The sequence below is a fragment of the Solimonas aquatica genome (genome assembly GCF_900111015.1).
GTDB lineage: Bacteria > Pseudomonadota > Gammaproteobacteria > Nevskiales > Nevskiaceae > Solimonas > Solimonas aquatica.
On the sequence record NZ_FOFS01000001.1, the window covers coordinates 255072 to 272121 of the forward strand.

A 17050-nucleotide genomic window follows, 5' to 3' on the forward strand; every position below is an offset into this window, starting at 1 on the left:
TCAGAATCTCGGCCGCCAGCTGTCATTCCCGCTCGCGCAGGAATCACTGGCAGCGCAGGTGCTGTTTGCCGAGACTCGTGCCTGATCGCATTTCTTCGAGGCGAAGCTTTCATGTCCAAACGTGTGGATGTCGCGCTGATTGGCGCCAGCGGACCGCTGGCCGAGGCGGTGCTGGAGCTGCTGGGCGAGCGGCGCTTTGCGATGAACGAGCTTTCGGCGCTGGCGCTGGACCCGGAGGAAGACGCCACCATCGACTTTCTCGGCCGCCCGCTGCTGGTGGAAGACGCGCGACAGTTCGAGTTCTCGCAGGTGCAGCTGGCCTTTCTCTGCGACGGTGATGCGCAGCTCGCCGCCGCGGCCGAGCGTGCCGCCGATGCCGGCGTGGTGGTGATCGACGCCAGCGGCCAGGACTGGCAGGACAGCGCGATTCCGCGCGTGCTGGCCACGCTCAATCCGCAGGCCCTGGCGCAGTTCAACGAGCGCGGCATCATCGCCGCGCCGGATCGTCTCAATATCGCGCTGGCGCCGGTGCTGGCGGCCCTGGATCAGGCCTTCGGCTTGCGCGAGCTGGACCTCACCGCGCTGCTGCCGGCCTCCGATTTCGGCCGCGCGGCGCTGGAGGATCTGGCGCGCGAGACCACGGCGCTGCTCAATGTCCGCGCCTATGAGCGTCGCCACTACGCGCAGCAGATCGCCTTCAACCTGATTCCCCAGGATGCCGATGCCGGTGGCGACGGCCGCACCGAGCGTGAACGGCGCATCGCCGATGAGCTGGGCACGCTGCTGGGCAATCCGGCGCTGGCCAGCAACATCAGCCTGGTGGCGGCGCCGGTGTTCTACGGCTTCAGCGCCAGTATCAGTGCGCGCTTTGCCGGGGCGCCGACGCTGGAGGCCGCGCGCACCGCGCTGGCGGGTTTCGTGCTGGAAGACAGCCTGCTGGCCGGCGAGCTGCCCTCGCCGGTACGCGATGCCGCGCTGGAGCCGGCGATCCGCATCGCGCGCCTGCGTCTGGGTGCTGATGGCCGCAGCCTGCAGTTCTGGCTCAGCAGCGACAATCTGCGCGGCGCCGCCGACAATGCCGTACGCTGCGGCGAAACCCTGCTGCGCGACTATCTATAATCCCGCCATCGGCGCGGCAGCGCCGCCCAACCAAGGCCCAGGCTCTTCAGGCATGACCGGACGATTCAGGCAGTCCCTGCTCGATGTGCGTTGCCACGCGCGCGGTGTCACGGCCTTGCTGATGCTGCTGGCCGCGACGAACCTCGCGCAGGCCCAGGACGCGGCGCAGCCGGCGCCGGCAGAGCAGGACAGTGCCGCCGCAGCCAAGGCCGCCGCGCCGGAAGCGGCGAAGGCCGCGCCGGCGGCGCCCAGCAATCCGGTGGGCGAGTTCTATGGTCCGGTGAAGCCCGCCGAGACCCTGTGGAGCATCGCCAATCGCATGCGCCCGGACAGCAAGGTGGTGACCGAGCAGGTGCTGGTGGCGCTGTATCGCGCCAATCCGCGCGCCTTCGAAGGCACCATCAACAAGCTCACCAAGGGTGCGGTACTGCGCGTGCCCACGCGCGCGGAGATCACCGGGCTGAGCGCCAACGAGGCGCGCGCCGAGCTGCGGCGCCTGTGGAAAGGCGGCGAAGCCACCGAACCGAGCCGGCCGGTGATCGATCCCCTGCAGATCGCGCCGCCGCCGCCGGCCGGGCAGCCGGTGTCGGTGGCCCAGGTCGAGGCCGACGCCAGCGATGTGCCCAGCGCGCCGCCCGCTGACAAGCCGGCCGAGCCGGCCGCCGAGCCGCCTGCGCAGACCGAGCCGGCGCCCAAGCCGCAAGCCAGCCAGCCGGTGCTTGCGCCGCCGCCTGCGGTCAAGCCGGCGGGCAGCGCGCTGCCGGGCTGGCAGACACTGCTGGCGCCGCTGCTGCTGGTGTTGTTCGTGGCCGTGCTGGCGCTGTCCCTGAGCCGCCGCCGGCGACGTGCACAGCAGGACGCAGAGCCCAGCTTCAAGGTGCCGCCGCCACCGGCGCCCGAGCCGCAAGCCAAGCCCGCCGAGGCACCGCCCGCGCCTGCGGCGGCGCCACCACCACCTCCGCCGCCCTCACCACCACCAGCGGCAGAAGCGCCGCCATCGGCACCGGCGCCCGTGCCGCCGCCCGTGGTCGAGCCGGCGCCTGCGCCGGTGCGGCACGCCGAATCGCTGACGCTGGCCAATCCGCCGCTGGCCACCGATCCGATCAGCACCGACGAGATCGGCACCAAGCTGGATCTGGCGCGCGCCTATATCGAGATGGGCGAGCCGATGCTGGCGCGCGTGCTGCTGCGCGAGGTGCTGCAGCAGGGCGATCGCCAGCAGCAGAGCGATGCCGAGGCGCTGCTCGCGCGTCTGCCTTGAAGCCCGGCTCGGGCGGCTGAGGCGCCTGGATTCAGCACATGCGCTACGCGGTCGGTATCGAATACATCGGCACGGCTTATTCCGGCTGGCAGGCCCTGAGCGGTCGCCAGACCGTGCAGGGCGAGCTGGAGCGCGCCCTGGGCAAGGTGGCCGATCACCCGCTGGAAGTGGTGGCGGCCGGACGCACCGATGCCGGCGTGCATGCCCTGCAGCAGATCGCGCACTTCGACAGCCCGGCGCGGCGCAGCGATTACGCCTGGCTGCTGGGCACCAACACCAATCTGCCACCCGACATCAGCCTGCGCTGGGTGCAGCCGGTGGCGGAGAACTTTCACGCGCGCTACGCCGCGGTGGCGCGGCGCTACCGCTATGTGATTCACAACCATCGCGCGCGCAGCGCGCTGTGCCGGGAGCGCGCCGCCTGGTGGCCGCAGCAGCTCGATGCGCAGGCCATGCACGAGGCCGCGCAATGCCTGCTGGGCGAGAACGACTTCTCGGCGTTTCGCGATTCGCAGTGCCAGTCGCCCACGCCGATGCGCAATCTGCATCGCCTGACGGTGCAGCGGCGCGGCGAGTTCGTGGTGATGGACGTGATCGGCAATGCCTTTCTGCACCACATGGTGCGCAACATCGCCGGCACGCTGTTGCCGGTGGGCATGGGCGAGCAGCCCGTGGCCTGGGTGGCGCAGGTGCTGGCCTCGCGTGACCGCAAATGCGCCGGCATGACCGCGCCGGCGGCGGGGCTCTATTTCGTAGGGGCGGAATATCCGGCAGAATTCGCCCTCCCTGAACCGCCCGCGCCCTGGTTTCCAGGCTGAAGCCGGGCGCTGTCACGAGTAAAAATTGCTACGCACACGCATCAAGTTCTGCGGTCTGCGCCGCGCCGTCGATATCGCCAGCGCGGTCGATTGCGGTGTGGATGCCATCGGTTTCGTCCTGGTCCCGGCCAGCCCGCGCTTCATCCGCGCCGAGGACGCCGCCACGCTGCGCACGCGCCTGCCGCCCTTCGTCAGCGCGGTGGCGCTGTTCAAGGATCAGGACGCCGCCAGCGTGCAGGACGCCATCGATACCCTGCGTCCGGATCTGCTCCAGTTTCACGGCGGCGAGCCGGCCGGTTTCTGCGCGAGCTTCGGTCTGCCGTATCTCAAATCCGTGGCGATGCGCGGCAAGGTTTCATTGAAAGCCGAGGCCCGCCGCCACGCCGGCGCCGCCGGCCTGCTGCTCGACGGTCACGCGCCGGGCGAGATGGGCGGGCAGGGCGAGACCTTCGACTGGGCGGCACTGCCGGCAGTGAACAAGCCGCTGATTCTCGCCGGCGGCCTGACTCCCCGTAACGTCGCCAAGGGCATCGCGCTGATGCAGCCCTATGGCGTGGATGTTTCCAGTGGCATCGAGTCGCGGCCCGGCGTGAAGAACGCCACGGCCATGCGCGATTTCGTTGCCGCCGTGCGCCGCGCCGATGCGCGTCGCGCCAAACCATGAGCAAAGCCATGACTTATCAGTACCCCGACGCCCACGGCCATTTCGGCATCTACGGCGGACAGTTCGTCGCCGAAACCCTGATGCAGCCGCTGCGTGAACTCGCCGAAGCCTATGAGCGCCTGCGGCGCGATCCGGGTTTCATCAAGGCCTTTCACGAAGACCTGCGCGATTACGTGGGCCGTCCCAGCCCGCTGTATCACGCGCAGAACCTGACGCAGCGCTGGGGCGGGGCGCAGATCTGGCTCAAGCGCGAGGATCTCAACCACACCGGCGCGCACAAGATCAACAACACGGTGGGGCAGGCGCTGCTGGCCAAGTATCTGGGCAAGCCGCGCATCATCGCCGAGACCGGCGCCGGCCAGCATGGCGTGGCCTCCGCCACCATCGCCGCGCGCCTGGGCCTGAAGTGCGTGGTGTACATGGGCGCCGAGGACGTGGAGCGCCAGTCGCCGAACGTGTTCCGCATGAAGCTGCTGGGCGCCGAGGTGCGGCCGGTGCACAGCGGCACCAAGACGCTCAAGGACGCCATGAACGAGGCGATGCGCGACTGGGTGAGCAATGTCGATGACACTTTCTACGTGATCGGCACCGTCGCCGGCCCGCATCCTTACCCGATGCTGGTGCGCGACTTCCAGTCGGTGATCGGCAGCGAGGTGATTGCGCAGAGCCAGGAGAAGTTCGGCCAGCTGCCGGACGCGCTGGTGGCCTGCGTGGGCGGCGGCTCCAATGCCATCGGCATGTTCTATCCCTTCATCGACCACCCGCAGGTGGCGATGTATGGCGTGGAGGCGGGCGGCAAGGGCGTGGCCAGCGGCGAGCACGCCGCGCCGCTCACCGCCGGCAAGCCCGGCGTGCTGCACGGCAACCGCACCTACATCATGGCCGACGAGGACGGGCAGGTGATCGGCACGCACTCGATCTCGGCGGGCCTCGATTACCCCGGCGTGGGCCCCGAGCATTCCTGGCTCAAGGACCTGGGCCGCGTGCGTTACGTGGACGCCACCGACGACGAGGCCCTGGCCGCGTTTCATGAGCTGACCCGTGCCGAAGGCATCATCCCGGCGCTGGAATCGGCGCACGCCGTGGCCTATGCCAAGAAGCTCGCACCCACCCTGCGCCCGGATCAGCGCATCGTTGTGAACCTCTCCGGTCGCGGCGACAAGGACATTTTCACGATTGCCAAGCTGGAAGGAATCTCGCTGTCATGAGCGCCGCCAACACGCGTCTTTCGCAACGCCTGCAGCAGCTGCGCCAGGCTGGCCGCAAGGCCCTGATTCCCTACATCACCGCCGGTGATCCGGCGCCCGAGCACAGCGTGGGCCTGATGCACGCCCTGGTGCGCGGCGGCGCCGATGTCATCGAGCTGGGCGTGCCGTTTTCCGATCCGATGGCCGACGGCCCGGTGATCCAGCTCGCTTGCGAGCGCGCCCTGGCGCATCACACGGGCTTGTGGAAGGTGCTGGACATGGTCGCCGAGTTCCGGCGCCAGGACAGCCAGACGCCGGTGGTGCTGATGGGCTATCTCAATCCGGTGGAAACGCGTGGCCTCAAGGCTTTCGCCGAGCGCGCGCAGGCCGCCGGCGTGGACGGCGTGCTGCTGGTGGACCTGGCGGTGGAAGAGGCCGATACCTATCTGCCGACGCTGCGCGCGCACGGCCTGGACTGCATTTTCCTGATCGCGCCGACCAGTCCGGCGGAGCGCATCGCCGCCATCGCCCGCGAGGCCAGCGGCTATCTCTATTACGTCTCGCTCAAGGGTGTGACCGGCGCCGCCAGCCTGGACGTGGCCAGCGTCTCGGCCAAGCTCGCCGAGATCCGCCAGCACAGCAGCCTGCCGCTGGTGGTGGGCTTCGGCATCCGCGACGCGGCTTCGGCCAAGGCGGTGGGTGCGGTGTCCGACGGCGTGATCGTGGGCAGCGCCCTGGTTTCGGAAATCGAAAAAAACCAGCAGAACCCGTCGGCTTTGCCGGCGATCCTGCAGGAAAAACTCCATTCCCTGCGCCTGGCGCTTGACAGCCTGGCCGCTTAAGCGGCACAAGAAGGTCTCAAGGTCCCGGCCGGCGCCGGACGTCCTCCGGAACCGCTACACTGGGCAACCTCCACATGGCTTCCACCGACTCGATGAGCTGGCTCGACAAAATTCACGGTTCCAAGCTGCTGACCATGGGTGCGCGCAAGCGCAATGTGCCGGAGGGACTGTGGACCAAGTGCGACAGCTGCCAGTCCGTGCTGTACCGCGCCGAGCTGGAGCGCACTCTGGAGGTCTGCCCCAAGTGCGGCACGCACCGGCCCATCGGTGCGCGTGACCGTCTCAACCATTTCCTCGACCCGGAAGCGCGCGAGGAGATCGGTGCCGAGGTCGGCCCGATCGATCCCTTGAAGTTCAAGGACAGCCGCAAGTACACCGACCGCATCAGGGAAGCGCAGACCGATACCGAGGAAAAGGACGCGCTGGTGGTGATGCGCGGCCGCGTGCAGGGTCTGCCTCTGGTGGCGGCGGCCTTCGAGTTCAGCTTCATGGGCGGCTCGATGGGCAGCGTGGTGGGTGAGAAATTCGTACGCGGCGTCAATGCCTGCCTGGAATACGGCACGCCCTTCGTGTGCTTCTCCGCCACCGGCGGCGCGCGCATGCAGGAATCGCTGTTCTCGCTGATGCAGATGGCCAAGACCTCCGCGGCCCTGGCCAAGCTCGGCGAGCGCGGTCTGCCCTTCATTTCGGTGCTCACGCATCCGACCATGGGCGGCGTCTCGGCCAGCTTCGCGCAGCTGGGTGATATCCAGATCGCCGAACCGCGCGCCCTGATCGGCTTCGCCGGTCCGCGCGTGATCGAGCAGACCGTGCGCCAGAAGCTGCCGGAAGGCTTCCAGCGCGCCGAGTTCCTGCTCGAGAAGGGCGCCATCGACCTGATCGTCGACCGCCGCGAGATGCGCGAGAAGATCTTCAACATCCTGGCCATGCTCACGCATTTCGGGCCCGCCGAGACCAAGTCCGGCGCCTGATCCGCAGCCGCCGTCATCGCCCCCTAGCTTGCAGGTGTCCGAACCCGCCGCACGCAGCCTCGACGAGTGGCTGCGTCTGCAGGAGCGTCTGCATCCGCGCAGCATCGAGCTGGGCCTGGGCCGCGTGCGCGCAGTGGCGCAGCGTCTGGCGCTGCCCGCCAAGAGCATCTTCACCCTCGCCATCGCCGGCACCAACGGCAAGGGTTCCAGCGCGCATCTGGCCGCCGGCATCTACCGCGCCGCCGGCTACAGCACCGGGCTCTACACCTCGCCGCATCTGCTGCATTACACCGAGCGCGTGCAGATCGATGGCGCGCCGGTGTCCGAGGTCGCGCTGTGCCGCGCCTTTGCCGCCATCGAAGCCGCGCGCGGCGAGATCTCGCTGACCTATTTCGAATACGGCACCCTGGCCGCGCTCTGGCTGTTCCGCGAGGCCGGCGTGCAGGTGCAGGTGCTGGAAGTGGGCCTGGGCGGACGCCTGGATGCGGTGAATCTGGTCGATGCCGATGTCGCGCTGATCACCAATGTGGGGCTGGATCATCAGGATTATCTCGGGCCGGATCGCGAGAGCATCGGCCGCGAGAAGGCCGGCATCCTGCGCAGCGCCCGTCCGGCGGTGCTGGTCGAGCGCGCGCCGCCGGACTCGGTGAGTGCCGCTGCGCAGACGGCCGCGCCCGCGCTGCGCCTGGGCCGCGATTTCGACTACGAGCGGCAGGCCGATGGCCGCTGGTGCTGGCAGCGCGGCGAGACCCGCCTGCGCGAGCTGCCGGCGCCGGGACTGCCCGGGGCGATCCAGTACCAGAATGCCGCCGGCGTGATCGCGGCCGTGCTGGCCGGTGCAGCCAGTCGCCCGGTGGCGGAAGAGGCCATCCGCAAGGCGCTGCCGCAGCTGCGTCTGCGCGGACGCTGCGAGATCTATCGAGGCCTGCTGCTGGACGTGGCGCACAATCTGGAATCCGCGCAGGTGCTCGCGCAGCAGCTCGCCGCACAGCCACGGCCGCGCGTGCTGCTGCTGGGCATGCTGTCCGACAAGCCGGTGGCGGCGGTGGCGCAGTGTCTGGCGCCGCATCTGCAGCGCATCCTCACTGTGGGCCTGCCGGGTCCGCGCGGCCTGAGCGCGGCGGCGCTGGCGCAGCAGCTGCAGGCGGCGGGCATCGCCGCGCAGGGCTGCGAGAATATGGCCGAGGCTCTGCAGGCGGCGCGAGCGGCGCTGCCGGCCGAGGGACAAGTGCTGGTGGCCGGTTCCTTTCTGACCGTGGCTGCCGCGATTGAAGAACTGGATCGCCATGGATGAAAAGCTGAAGAAACGTCTGGCCGGGGCCGGCGTGGTGCTGCTGCTGGGCTTTGCGCTGGTGTCGCTGCTGCCGGGGCCGGGCGAGAAGACACCGCCCGACATCCAGCAGGTCACCATCCCCTTGCAGGCGGAGGCGGAGGCGGAGGCGCCGGTTGCGATACCGCCTTCGGATCAGACCACGCCGCCGACGCTGCAGGCTGCGCCGGAGCCGGCTGAGGCCGCGCTCTCGCCCGCCGAGATGGAGGCGGCTGCGGGCGGCGATGTCGATGCACCACCGGAGCCGGCAGGCAAAGTGCCCGATCAGCACAAGCCCGAAGCGCCGCCGGCAGCGCCCGCGCCGCCAGCCGGCAGGCCCGTGCCGGCGAAAACGGTGGCGAGCAGCAAACCCGCTACCGCCGAGGAGCCGGCGCCTGCCGCCAAGGCGCCCGTCGACAAGCCCAGTGCCGACAGCAAGAGCAGCGCGGAGAAGCCTGCAGTCGCGAACAAGCCGGCGCTCGCGCCTGCACCGCCAGTGCTCAAGGCGCCGGCTGCGCCCACTGGCGGCAACTGGTTCGTGCAGCTGGGCGGCTATGCGGACATCGACAACGCGCGGCAGGTGCAGAAACAGGTGCAGGGCAGGAACCTGGGCTGCATCATCGCGCCGGTGGACACCAACAAGGGCACCATCTATCGCGTGCGCGCCGGTCCGTTCAAGGATCGTGAGCAGGCGCAGGCCGCGCAGACGCGCCTGAGCGCGGCGGGCTATGCCGCCGCGGCCCTGGTCGCGCCCTGAAGGGAAGTCCCGACCGCGTCGGCGGTCGCGCAGTGGTAAAATCGGCGTCGCCGTTTTTTGCCACCCCACGCACCGCGCAATGACCTGGGTCGACTACTGCATCGCTGCCGTTGCGCTTATCTCCGTCCTGATCGGACTGATGCGCGGTTTCACCCGCGAAATCCTGAGCCTGCTCACCTGGGTGGCCGCGTTTGTGTTCGCGGCCTGGCACGGCGGCAAGCTGGCCGTGCACCTGGAGCGCTACATCAGCGATCCGGCCCTGCGCGAGCTGGCCGGCTGCGCCCTGGTGTTTCTGGGGGTGCTGCTGGTGGGCTCGCTGCTCACGCATCTGGCGACCATGCTGGTGCGCGACAGCCTGTTCTCCACCTCCGACCGCATGCTCGGCGGTGGCGTGGGCGTGCTGCGCGCCGTGCTCTTGCTCTTGCTGTTCATGATCGTCGCCGGCCACTACGAGGCGCAGCGTCGCCCCTGGTGGAAGGACTCCATGATTTTTCCGCATTTCACGGCGGCGGCGCAGGGCCTGGAAGCCATGCTGCCGCAGCGCTGGCTGCAATGGCTGCACAGCGTGCCGCAACCGTCTTCACCTTCGGACTCGTAAACTCATGTGTGGAATTGCAGGCATCGTTTCGCAGCAGACCGCCGTCAACTCCGAGCTTTTTGACGCGCTGACCATGCTGCAGCACCGTGGCCAGGACGCTGCGGGCATCATCACCAATGAAGGCCACCGCCTGTTCCTGCGCAAGGAAAACGGTCTGGTGCGCGACGTCTTCAACAACGACGATCAGATGCAGAAGCTCAAGGGCATGATGGGCGTGGCGCACGTGCGCTATCCCACCGCCGGCACCTCCACCTCCGCCGAGGCGCAGCCCTTCTACACCAACACGCCGTTTGGCATCTCGCTCTCGCACAACGGCAATCTCACCAACGCCGAGGAGCTCAAGCAGGAGCTGTTCCTCGAAGACCGCCGCCATCTCAACACCGAGTCCGACTCGGAAGTGCTGCTCAACATCTTCGCGCACGAGCTGCTGCAGCGCGGCGTGCTGCGCCTGACCCCGGAGGATGTGTTCGCGGCGGTGTCGGGCGTGCACCTGCGCTGTCGCGGCGCCTACGCCTGCGTGGCGATGATCACCGGCTTTGGCGTGGTGGGCTTCCGCGATCCCTTCGGCATCCGTCCCGCCGTCTACGGCGTGCGCGAGACCGCCAAGGGCAAGGACTACATGATCGCATCCGAATCCGTGGCCATGGACGCGCTGGGCTACGAGATGATCGACGACATCGCGCCGGGCGAGGCGGTGCTGATCACGCTCGACGGCAAGCTGCACAAGCGCCAGTGCGCGGCCAATCCCATGTACTCGCCCTGCATCTTCGAGCACGTGTACCTGGCGCGCCCCGACTCGGTGATGGACAACATCTACGTGTACAAGGCGCGTCTGCGCATGGGCGTGAAGCTCGCCGAGAAGATCCTGCGCGAGTGGCCCGAGCACGACATCGACGTGGTGATTCCGATTCCCGACACCTCGCGCGTGGCCGGCGCCGAACTCGCCGCGCGCCTGGGTGTGCTGTACCGCGAAGGCTTCATCAAGAACCGCTACATCGGCCGTACCTTCATCATGCCGGGCCAGGCGCAGCGCAAGAAATCGGTGCGCCAGAAGCTCAATCCGGTGGACATCGAGTTCCGTGGCAAGAACGTGCTGCTGGTGGATGACTCCATCGTGCGCGGCACGACTTCCAAGGAGATCATCGAGATGGCGCGCGATGCCGGCGCCAAGAAGGTGTACTTCGCCTCGGCCTCGCCGCCGGTGCGTTATCCGAACGTGTACGGCATCGACATGCCCACCTCCAGCGAGCTGGTCGCCTACGGCCGCAGTGTGGAGGAACTGGAGAAGATGCTGGGCGCGGACCGCCTGATCTACCAGGATCTGCCGGATCTGATCGAGGCCGTGCGCGCGGGCAATCCGGCGATCACGCGCTTCGACTGCTCGGTGTTCACCGGCGAGTACATCACCCAGGACATCACCTCCGAGTACCTGAGCCAGCTCGAACTGTTCCGCTCCGACGCCGCGAGGGCCGCTCGCAGCAAGAGCCAGACCGCCATCGAGCTGCCGAATGCCTGAAGCCGGCGCCCCGGCGGCCTTCCGCAATCCGGGGCTCGATACGCTGCGCGCACTGGCGATCACCCTGGTGTTCGCCTATCACTACCGCGTCTTCGTCAGTCATGAAGCCACGTTCGGCTGGGCCAGCCAAATCGGCTGGACCGGGGTCGATCTGTTCTTCGTGCTCAGCGGCTATCTGATCGGGCATCAGCTGCTGTCCGGCCTGCAGCGCGGCGAGGGTCTGTCGCTGCCGCGTTTCTACCGGCGTCGCGCGCTGCGCACCTGGCCGGCGTTCTGGGTGATGCTGGCCTTGTACTTTCTTCTGCCGGCCTACATGGACGGCCGGCCCGGCCCGGAGCTGTGGCGCTTTCTCAGCTTCATGCAGAACTTCCAGCTGCAGCCCGGCACCGCTTTCTCGCATGCCTGGTCGCTAGGGCCTGTTAACAATTACTTTGCGCGCTGCGACGGAGGACGTTTTGCCGCAGGGCAAGGCGGCAGACGCGCCGCTTGGTGATTCCAAGCCAGCGGCTGCCAACGCCGCCCTGCGGCAAAACGGCCCCGTCCCTTCCGGGTTGCGCCGGAAATCGCGCCATGCGGCGTTGCGAAACTTGGCCTTGGAACCACCAAGGCCTGCGTTTCGCGCCTTGCCTGGCGCGATTTCTGGCAGCAACGCAGCGGGCAAAGTAATTGTTAACAGGCCCTATGCATCGAAGAGCAGTTCTATTTCGTGCTGCCGCTGCTGGTCTTGCTGGGCCTGCGCCTGCGCGCGCCGCGCTGGAGCGCCTGGCTGCTGATCGCGGCGCTGATGACGCTGGCCATCGTCGCGCGCAGCCTGCTCTGGCAGCGCTACGGCCGCGAAGCCGATGCCGCCGGCTATTACCCGAACATCTACTACGCCACGCTGTGCCGCTTCGATGAGTTCCTGCCGGGCGTGGCGGTGGCCCTGCTGCGCAGCTTTCATCCCGCGCTCTGGCAGCGCCTGATGGCGCGGGGCAGAACGCTGCTGCTGGCCGGTGTACTGGGCAGCAGTGCGATGTTCTATGCCCTGGGCCGCTGGTATTACATCGACGGCCATGGCTACAGCTTTTTTCTCACCGCCTTCGGCTACACGCTGATGGCGCTGGCCTTCGCGCTGCTGCTCTGCGCCGCGCTCAGTCCGGTCTCGCCGCTGCGGCACTGGCGCATCCCCGGCGCCTATCCGCTGGCCCTGGCCTCGTATTCGATCTATCTGAGCCACAAGCCCATCGCCCACGCGCTGTCGCAGGCGCTGGCACCGTATGCACTACCGTCCTGGCTGCTGGCGGTGGCCATCACCGCGAGCTGCCTGGCCGGCGGCGCCCTGCTGTACTGGAGCGTGGAGCGGCCCTTCCTGCGTCTGCGCGAGCGTGACGCGCGCGCGGCCCCGGCTCAGGCCAGCGGCGTCGCCAGTCCCGCGTAGGCCTTGTTCAGCCAGAGCTTCACGCGCTGGCGTTCCAGCAGGCCCAGGCCGGAGAAGGCGCGTTCGCCGCCATGGGCGGCGGCCCAGAAGCTGGCGCTGTGCGCGTCGATCTTGCTCATCGCCTGTTCGTGCAGGCGCGGCAGATTGACCAGCTTGGCGCCGAGCCGCCAGGCGCGTTCGCGCAGGCCGGAGAGTTCGAACAGGCCGAAGTCGTCGCCGCGCAGCTGGTTGAGCACCAGCACGTAGTCCAGCTGCGACTCGAAGCGGTCGAACAGCTTCTGCAGCAGATCCACGGAGTCCTTGCCGGCATCCATCACATGCCAGTAGCGCACGGTGATGCCGAATTCGCGCGCCAGCTCCAGCATGCCGGACTCTTCCATCCACTGGACCAGGGCCTGATGCGTCTGCGCGGCGAGATCCACCAGCACCGTGCGATCGGTCTGGTCGATGGCGGCTTCGACCACCTTGTCGAGCTGGTCATAGCGGTCGATGACCACCGGCGAGGCGTGGCCGGGATAGAAGCGCAGCAGCGCGCCATGCGAGCGGTCGGAGTCGAAGCCGAGGAAAGGGCGCTGATGGTCGATCAGGTATTGCGCCGCCAGGCGCGCGACCAGGGATTTGCCGACGCCGCCTTTTTCGCCGCCGATGAAGTGAATCGTGGACATGCTGTTTACCGCTCCGGTTGAGCGGGACCCGAACGCAGGCCCCGGGGCGATGGCCTGAGGCCATCGGCAGATGAGTGAGAAAGCAGGGCAGGGCCGCGTCACGCGTGCAGAGGCGCAGGACGGCCAGAGGCGGGCAGGGCTTGCGTCCTTCGCAAGCGGCAGGGCCGCGCAGTCTACGCGAGCGTGGCCGTCGGCGCGCCGCTGGCGCCGCCATTAAACTCGCCGGGAACTTGCCGCAGCTGCGGATTCAGCGTAATTTTCGCGCCGCGCCGATTTGATCCCAGCTTGCGGGCGCTTAATAAATGCAGCTAAACGGTCGATGAGCCCGTTTCAGCATTTTCAAGCTGGCGGGCTTTTTTGTTTGGGCAGGAGTGTGCTGTGAAGGAATTCTTCGATCCCGACTGGGGGCCGGCGACGCTGGGCGTGCGCGCGGCCGAGCCGCGCGGCGAGAACGGCGAGCATTCGGCTGCGATCTCGCTGACCTCCAGCTACGTGTTCCGCAATGCCGCCGAGGCCGCCGCCCGCTTTTCCGGCGCGCAGGATGGCTACATCTATTCGCGCTTCAGCAATCCCACGGTCGAGGCCTTCGAGCGACGTCTGGCGGCCATGGAAGGCGGTGCGAGTTGCGTGGCCACCGCCAGCGGCATGGCGGCGGTGCTGAGCCTGTGCCTTACCGTGCTCAAGGCCGGGGACCACATCCTGTCCTCGCGTGGGCTGTTCGGCTCCACCATCAATCTGTTCAACAACTATCTGACCAAGTTCGGCATCAGCGTGAGCTATGTCGATCAGACCGACCTTGCGGCCTGGGAAGCGGGCCTGCGGCCCAACACGCGCCTGCTGTTCGCCGAGACGCCGACCAATCCCCTGGTGGAGCTGGCCGACATCGCGGCGCTGGCCGACATCGCGCATCGTCATGGCGCGCTGCTGGCGGTGGACAACTGCTTCCTGACGCCGGTGCTGCAGCAGCCGCTGAAGCTGGGCGCCGACTTCGTGGTGCATTCGGCCACCAAGTACATCGACGGCCAGGGTCGCTGCGTGGGCGGCGCCATCGTCGGCGACGCGCAGCGCGTGGGCAAGGACGTGTTCGGCTTCATGCGCACGGCCGGTCCTTGCCTGAGCCCCTTCAATGCCTGGGTGTTCCTCAAAGGCCTGGAGACGCTGTCGGTGCGCATGAAGGCGCATTGCGCCAATGCCCAGGGCCTGGCCGAATGGCTCAGCGAGCAGGTGGCGGTGCGTCGCGTGCATTACCCGGGCCTGCGCGAGCATCCGCAGCATGCACTGGCGCAGCGTCAGCAGGCGGGCTTCGGTGCGGTGCTGGCCTTCGAGGTCGAAGGCGGTCGCGAAGAGGCCTGGCGCGTGATCGACGCCACGCGCCTGCTGTCCATCACCGCGAATCTGGGCGATGCGCGCAGCACCATCACCCATCCGGCCACCACCACGCACGGCCGCATCAGCGCCGAGGCGCGCGCCCAGGCCGGCATCGGTGAAAACCTGCTGCGCATCGCGGTGGGCCTGGAGGATCTGAAAGACCTGCAGGCGGATCTGGCGCGCGGTCTTTCGGGATGAACGCGCAGCAGCGCGCCGCCTGGCGTGCGGCGCTGGCGATCTGCGATCCGCAGGCCAAGTGCGAGGCGGTGGCGGCGCTGGCGGCCGGGGATTTCGCTGCACCGGCCGATGCAGCGCAGGCGCCGCTGCCGGGACGGCCGGACAAGCCCGCGCTGGTGCATCCGCGCGAGGTCGCGCATCGCGGCCTGGGCACTGTGGCCGGTCGCATCGCGCTGCTGCACGCGGTGGCGCACATCGAGTTCAATGCCATCAATTTGGCGCTCGACGCCGGTTTTCGTTTCGCCGACATGCCGGAGGCCTTTCACGCCGACTGGTTGAGCGTGGCGGTGGACGAGGCGCGGCACTTCCAGCTGCTGCGCACGCGCCTGCGCGAACTGGGCGCCGACTACGGTGATCTGCCCGCGCACAACGGGCTCTGGGAAGCCGCCGAGAAGACCGCGCACGATCCGCTGCTGCGCATGGCCCTGGTGCCGCGCGTGCTGGAAGCGCGTGGCCTGGACGTGACGCCGGGCATGATCCGGCGCCTGCTCGACGTGGGTGATACGGCGACGGTGGCGGCGCTGGAGGTGATTCTGCGCGAGGAGGTGCGGCATGTGGCCATCGGCACGCACTGGTTCCGCACGCTCTGCGCACAGCGTGGCCTGGAGCCGGAGGCGGCCTTCGCGCAGCTGCTGGCCGAGCATCGCGTGCGCCTGCAGCCGCCGCTGAATCTGGATGCGCGTCGCGCCGCGGGTTTCACCGAACCCGAGTTGTCCCTGGCAGGCTAAACTTGCGCCATGGCCCACTCCGCCCACGACCACGCGCACGACCACGATCATGCTCACGAGCACGAGCACGAGCACGAGCATGACCACGACCACGACCATGGACACGGTCATCCGCACAGCCATGGCCACGGCGGCCATGGCCATCACGGTCATCACCACGGCCCGCCGGCCTCCGAGCGCAAGCTGTTCTGGACCCTGCTGCTGACCGGCGGCTTCATGATCGCCGAGGCCATCGGCGGCGTGATGGCGGGTTCACTGGCGCTGCTGGCCGATGCCGGGCACATGCTCACCGATGCCGCCGCCTTGCTGATGGCCTTCACGGCGGTGCGCGCCGCGCGCCGTCCGGCGACGCCGCACCTGAGCTACGGCCATCATCGCTGGCAGGTGCTCGCCGCCTTCGTCAACGGTCTGGCGCTGCTGCTGCTCTCGGCGGTGATCGTCGCCGAATCGCTGCAGCGTCTGCTCAGTCCCGTGCCGGTGCAGGGCGCTGCGGTGATGCTGATTGCCGCCATCGGTCTGCTGGTGAATCTGGCCGCGTTCGGCATCCTTTCCGGCGGCGAACAGAACCTCAATGTGCGCGCGGCGCTGGCGCATGTGCTGGGCGATCTGCTGGGCAGCGTCGCGGCGCTTGCTGCCGGCGCCCTGATCTGGGCCTTCGGCTGGATGGCGGCCGATCCGCTGCTGTCGATTCTGGTGGCGCTGCTGATGGTGCGCACCGGCTGGAGCGTGGCGCGGCAGTCTGCGCATGTGCTGCTGGAGGGCGCGCCGGAGGGCCTGCATGAAGAAGCCATCGCCAGCACGCTCAGCGCCGAGCTGCCGATTCTGCACAGCGTGCACCATGTGCACGTATGGTCGCTGAGCGACGACAAGCCGGTGGTGACCCTGCACGCCGTCCTGAAAGACCATCGCGATCACGATGCCAGCCTGCGCCAGATCGAAGCCGTGCTGCGCCAGCGCTTCGGCATCACGCACAGCACCATCCAGCTCGAAGAACGCGACTGCACGCCGCAGGCGGCCTGTCGTACCTAGCCTCCGCTCACGCATTGCCTGCGGCGTGGGCTGTCCCGTAAAGTTCTGGGCATTCCGCGCCGGGGGCGCGGCCCTGTGCCCAAGCGCGTATTGATGATCCGCCGTCGCCTGCAAATCTGGCTGTGGTGTTTGCTGCCCTTCCTGGCGGCACACATGCTGGTGCCGGCCGGTTTCATGCCGCAGTTCGCCAATGGTCATGCGCAGTTGGTGCTGTGCAGCCTGCACGCCGATCTGCAGATGCAGACGACGGCCACGCCCGCGAGCCTGCGGGCGCTGCTCAGCAAGCAGCAGGGCGGGGCGCCCGGGTCGCACTGCCTGTTCTCGCAGGCCGCCGCACCGGCCTTGGCTTGGCTGCCGCCGCCGGCAGCACCGTTGCAGCTACTGTTGTGTGGCGTGCAGCCCATGCTGGTTGCTGCGCTGCCACGCGACTGCACACCCACTAGCCATCGCGCTCGCGGTCCTCCCTCCACGCTCTGAGCTGTGACATACAGCGGGCAGGCCGCCGAGCGGCGTGCCCAGGGCTCGATCGTGCTTCTGAACAACGCTGCGCAGTCCTCATGGCTG

18 protein-coding genes are annotated in these 17050 nt (G+C 68.4%); 17 read left to right on the forward strand and 1 reads right to left on the reverse strand.

Features of this window, described 5'->3' with window-relative positions:
• The first annotated feature begins 111 nt into the window (after nucleotides 1-111).
• From BMY12_RS01085 to BMY12_RS01145, 13 genes are all read left to right on the forward strand, one after another.
• Nucleotides 112-1119: an aspartate-semialdehyde dehydrogenase gene (locus tag BMY12_RS01085; RefSeq protein WP_093280847.1), complete on the forward strand. Its 1008-nt coding sequence runs from the start codon at nucleotides 112-114 to the stop codon at nucleotides 1117-1119.
• Nucleotides 1120-1171: 52 nt separating this feature from the next.
• On the forward strand, nucleotides 1172-2380 hold the full coding sequence (locus BMY12_RS01090) for a FimV/HubP family polar landmark protein (protein ID WP_177188781.1): 1209 nt from the start codon (nucleotides 1172-1174) through the stop codon (nucleotides 2378-2380).
• Between the two features lie 38 nt (nucleotides 2381-2418).
• Nucleotides 2419-3198 (forward strand): tRNA pseudouridine(38-40) synthase TruA, encoded by a 780-nt coding sequence (gene truA / locus BMY12_RS01095; protein WP_093280852.1) that lies wholly within the window; start codon nucleotides 2419-2421, stop codon nucleotides 3196-3198.
• A gap of 25 nt (nucleotides 3199-3223) precedes the next feature.
• Nucleotides 3224-3862, forward strand: coding sequence for a phosphoribosylanthranilate isomerase (locus BMY12_RS01100; RefSeq protein ID WP_093280854.1), 639 nt, complete (start codon nucleotides 3224-3226; stop codon nucleotides 3860-3862).
• Between the two features lie 8 nt (nucleotides 3863-3870).
• Nucleotides 3871-5070 (forward strand): tryptophan synthase subunit beta, encoded by a 1200-nt coding sequence (gene trpB, locus BMY12_RS01105; protein WP_093281624.1) that lies wholly within the window; start codon nucleotides 3871-3873, stop codon nucleotides 5068-5070.
• Entirely contained in the window at nucleotides 5067-5891 is an 825-nt protein-coding gene (trpA, locus tag BMY12_RS01110) for a tryptophan synthase subunit alpha (protein ID WP_093280857.1), read from the forward strand. The genes trpB and trpA overlap by 4 nt, the downstream gene beginning before the upstream one ends.
• A gap of 74 nt (nucleotides 5892-5965) precedes the next feature.
• Complete coding sequence (gene accD / locus BMY12_RS01115) at nucleotides 5966-6862, forward strand: acetyl-CoA carboxylase, carboxyltransferase subunit beta (RefSeq protein WP_301331411.1); 897 nt, start codon at nucleotides 5966-5968, stop codon at nucleotides 6860-6862.
• A 34-nt stretch (nucleotides 6863-6896) separates the two neighbouring features.
• Nucleotides 6897-8156, forward strand: coding sequence for a bifunctional tetrahydrofolate synthase/dihydrofolate synthase (folC, locus tag BMY12_RS01120; RefSeq protein WP_093281625.1), 1260 nt, complete (start codon nucleotides 6897-6899; stop codon nucleotides 8154-8156).
• Complete coding sequence (locus BMY12_RS01125) at nucleotides 8149-8928, forward strand: SPOR domain-containing protein (RefSeq protein WP_093280862.1); 780 nt, start codon at nucleotides 8149-8151, stop codon at nucleotides 8926-8928. Before folC ends, BMY12_RS01125 begins: the two co-directional genes overlap by 8 nt.
• Before the next feature lie 79 nt (nucleotides 8929-9007).
• Nucleotides 9008-9526 carry a CvpA family protein gene (locus BMY12_RS01130; protein WP_177188782.1) on the forward strand — a complete coding sequence of 173 codons (519 nt, stop codon included), beginning with the start codon at nucleotides 9008-9010 and terminating at the stop codon, nucleotides 9524-9526.
• 4 nt (nucleotides 9527-9530) lie between these two features.
• A complete protein-coding gene (gene purF / locus BMY12_RS01135; RefSeq protein ID WP_093280867.1) occupies nucleotides 9531-11042 on the forward strand; it encodes an amidophosphoribosyltransferase in 1512 nt (503 codons plus the stop codon).
• Nucleotides 11035-11535 (forward strand): acyltransferase family protein, encoded by a 501-nt coding sequence (locus BMY12_RS01140; RefSeq protein ID WP_093280870.1) that lies wholly within the window; start codon nucleotides 11035-11037, stop codon nucleotides 11533-11535. The genes purF and BMY12_RS01140 overlap by 8 nt, the downstream gene beginning before the upstream one ends.
• Nucleotides 11536-11748: 213 nt before the next feature.
• Nucleotides 11749-12459: an acyltransferase family protein gene (locus BMY12_RS01145; protein WP_093280872.1), complete on the forward strand. Its 711-nt coding sequence runs from the start codon at nucleotides 11749-11751 to the stop codon at nucleotides 12457-12459.
• On the opposite strand, the gene BMY12_RS01150 is transcribed toward BMY12_RS01145, so the two are convergent.
• Nucleotides 12429-13124, reverse strand: a complete 696-nt coding sequence (locus BMY12_RS01150) for a P-loop NTPase family protein (RefSeq protein ID WP_093280875.1) — start codon at nucleotides 13122-13124, stop codon at nucleotides 12429-12431. The genes BMY12_RS01145 and BMY12_RS01150 overlap by 31 nt on opposite strands.
• Nucleotides 13125-13502: 378 nt before the next feature.
• Here BMY12_RS01150 and BMY12_RS01155 point away from each other — a divergent pair, with 378 nt between their 5' ends.
• The 4 genes from BMY12_RS01155 to BMY12_RS01170 all read left to right on the forward strand — a co-directional run bounded on the left by BMY12_RS01155 (nucleotide 13503) and on the right by BMY12_RS01170 (nucleotide 16963).
• Nucleotides 13503-14690: an O-succinylhomoserine sulfhydrylase gene (locus BMY12_RS01155; RefSeq protein ID WP_177188783.1), complete on the forward strand. Its 1188-nt coding sequence runs from the start codon at nucleotides 13503-13505 to the stop codon at nucleotides 14688-14690.
• The gene (locus tag BMY12_RS01160) at nucleotides 14687-15457 is read left to right on the forward strand and encodes a ferritin-like domain-containing protein (protein WP_093280880.1); all 771 of its coding nucleotides are present in this window, start codon (nucleotides 14687-14689) and stop codon (nucleotides 15455-15457) included. Before BMY12_RS01155 ends, BMY12_RS01160 begins: the two co-directional genes overlap by 4 nt.
• A 9-nt stretch (nucleotides 15458-15466) precedes the next feature.
• Entirely contained in the window at nucleotides 15467-16486 is a 1020-nt protein-coding gene (locus BMY12_RS01165; RefSeq protein ID WP_093280883.1) for a cation diffusion facilitator family transporter, read from the forward strand.
• 93 nt (nucleotides 16487-16579) lie between these two features.
• Nucleotides 16580-16963 (forward strand): hypothetical protein, encoded by a 384-nt coding sequence (locus BMY12_RS01170; RefSeq protein ID WP_093280885.1) that lies wholly within the window; start codon nucleotides 16580-16582, stop codon nucleotides 16961-16963.
• Nucleotides 16964-17050: the final 87 nt, after the last annotated feature.

Excerpts from the sequence above, each read along its gene's own strand:
- BMY12_RS01085 (WP_093280847.1), top strand. The coding sequence starts at position 112 with ATGTCCAAACGTGTGGATGTCGCGCTGATTGGCGCCAGCGGACCGCTG.
- BMY12_RS01140 (WP_093280870.1), top strand. The coding sequence starts at position 11,035 with ATGCCTGAAGCCGGCGCCCCGGCGGCCTTCCGCAATCCGGGGCTCGAT.
- BMY12_RS01170 (WP_093280885.1), top strand. The coding sequence starts at position 16,580 with ATGATCCGCCGTCGCCTGCAAATCTGGCTGTGGTGTTTGCTGCCCTTC.
- truA (WP_093280852.1), top strand. The coding sequence starts at position 2,419 with ATGCGCTACGCGGTCGGTATCGAATACATCGGCACGGCTTATTCCGGC.
- BMY12_RS01090 (WP_177188781.1), top strand. The coding sequence starts at position 1,172 with ATGACCGGACGATTCAGGCAGTCCCTGCTCGATGTGCGTTGCCACGCG.
- BMY12_RS01165 (WP_093280883.1), top strand. The coding sequence starts at position 15,467 with ATGGCCCACTCCGCCCACGACCACGCGCACGACCACGATCATGCTCAC.
- accD (WP_301331411.1), top strand. The coding sequence starts at position 5,966 with ATGGCTTCCACCGACTCGATGAGCTGGCTCGACAAAATTCACGGTTCC.
- trpA (WP_093280857.1), top strand. The coding sequence starts at position 5,067 with ATGAGCGCCGCCAACACGCGTCTTTCGCAACGCCTGCAGCAGCTGCGC.
- purF (WP_093280867.1), top strand. The coding sequence starts at position 9,531 with ATGTGTGGAATTGCAGGCATCGTTTCGCAGCAGACCGCCGTCAACTCC.
- BMY12_RS01130 (WP_177188782.1), top strand. The coding sequence starts at position 9,008 with ATGACCTGGGTCGACTACTGCATCGCTGCCGTTGCGCTTATCTCCGTC.
- BMY12_RS01150 (WP_093280875.1), bottom strand. The coding sequence starts at position 13,124 with ATGTCCACGATTCACTTCATCGGCGGCGAAAAAGGCGGCGTCGGCAAA.
- BMY12_RS01160 (WP_093280880.1), top strand. The coding sequence starts at position 14,687 with ATGAACGCGCAGCAGCGCGCCGCCTGGCGTGCGGCGCTGGCGATCTGC.
- BMY12_RS01125 (WP_093280862.1), top strand. The coding sequence starts at position 8,149 with ATGGATGAAAAGCTGAAGAAACGTCTGGCCGGGGCCGGCGTGGTGCTG.
- trpB (WP_093281624.1), top strand. The coding sequence starts at position 3,871 with ATGACTTATCAGTACCCCGACGCCCACGGCCATTTCGGCATCTACGGC.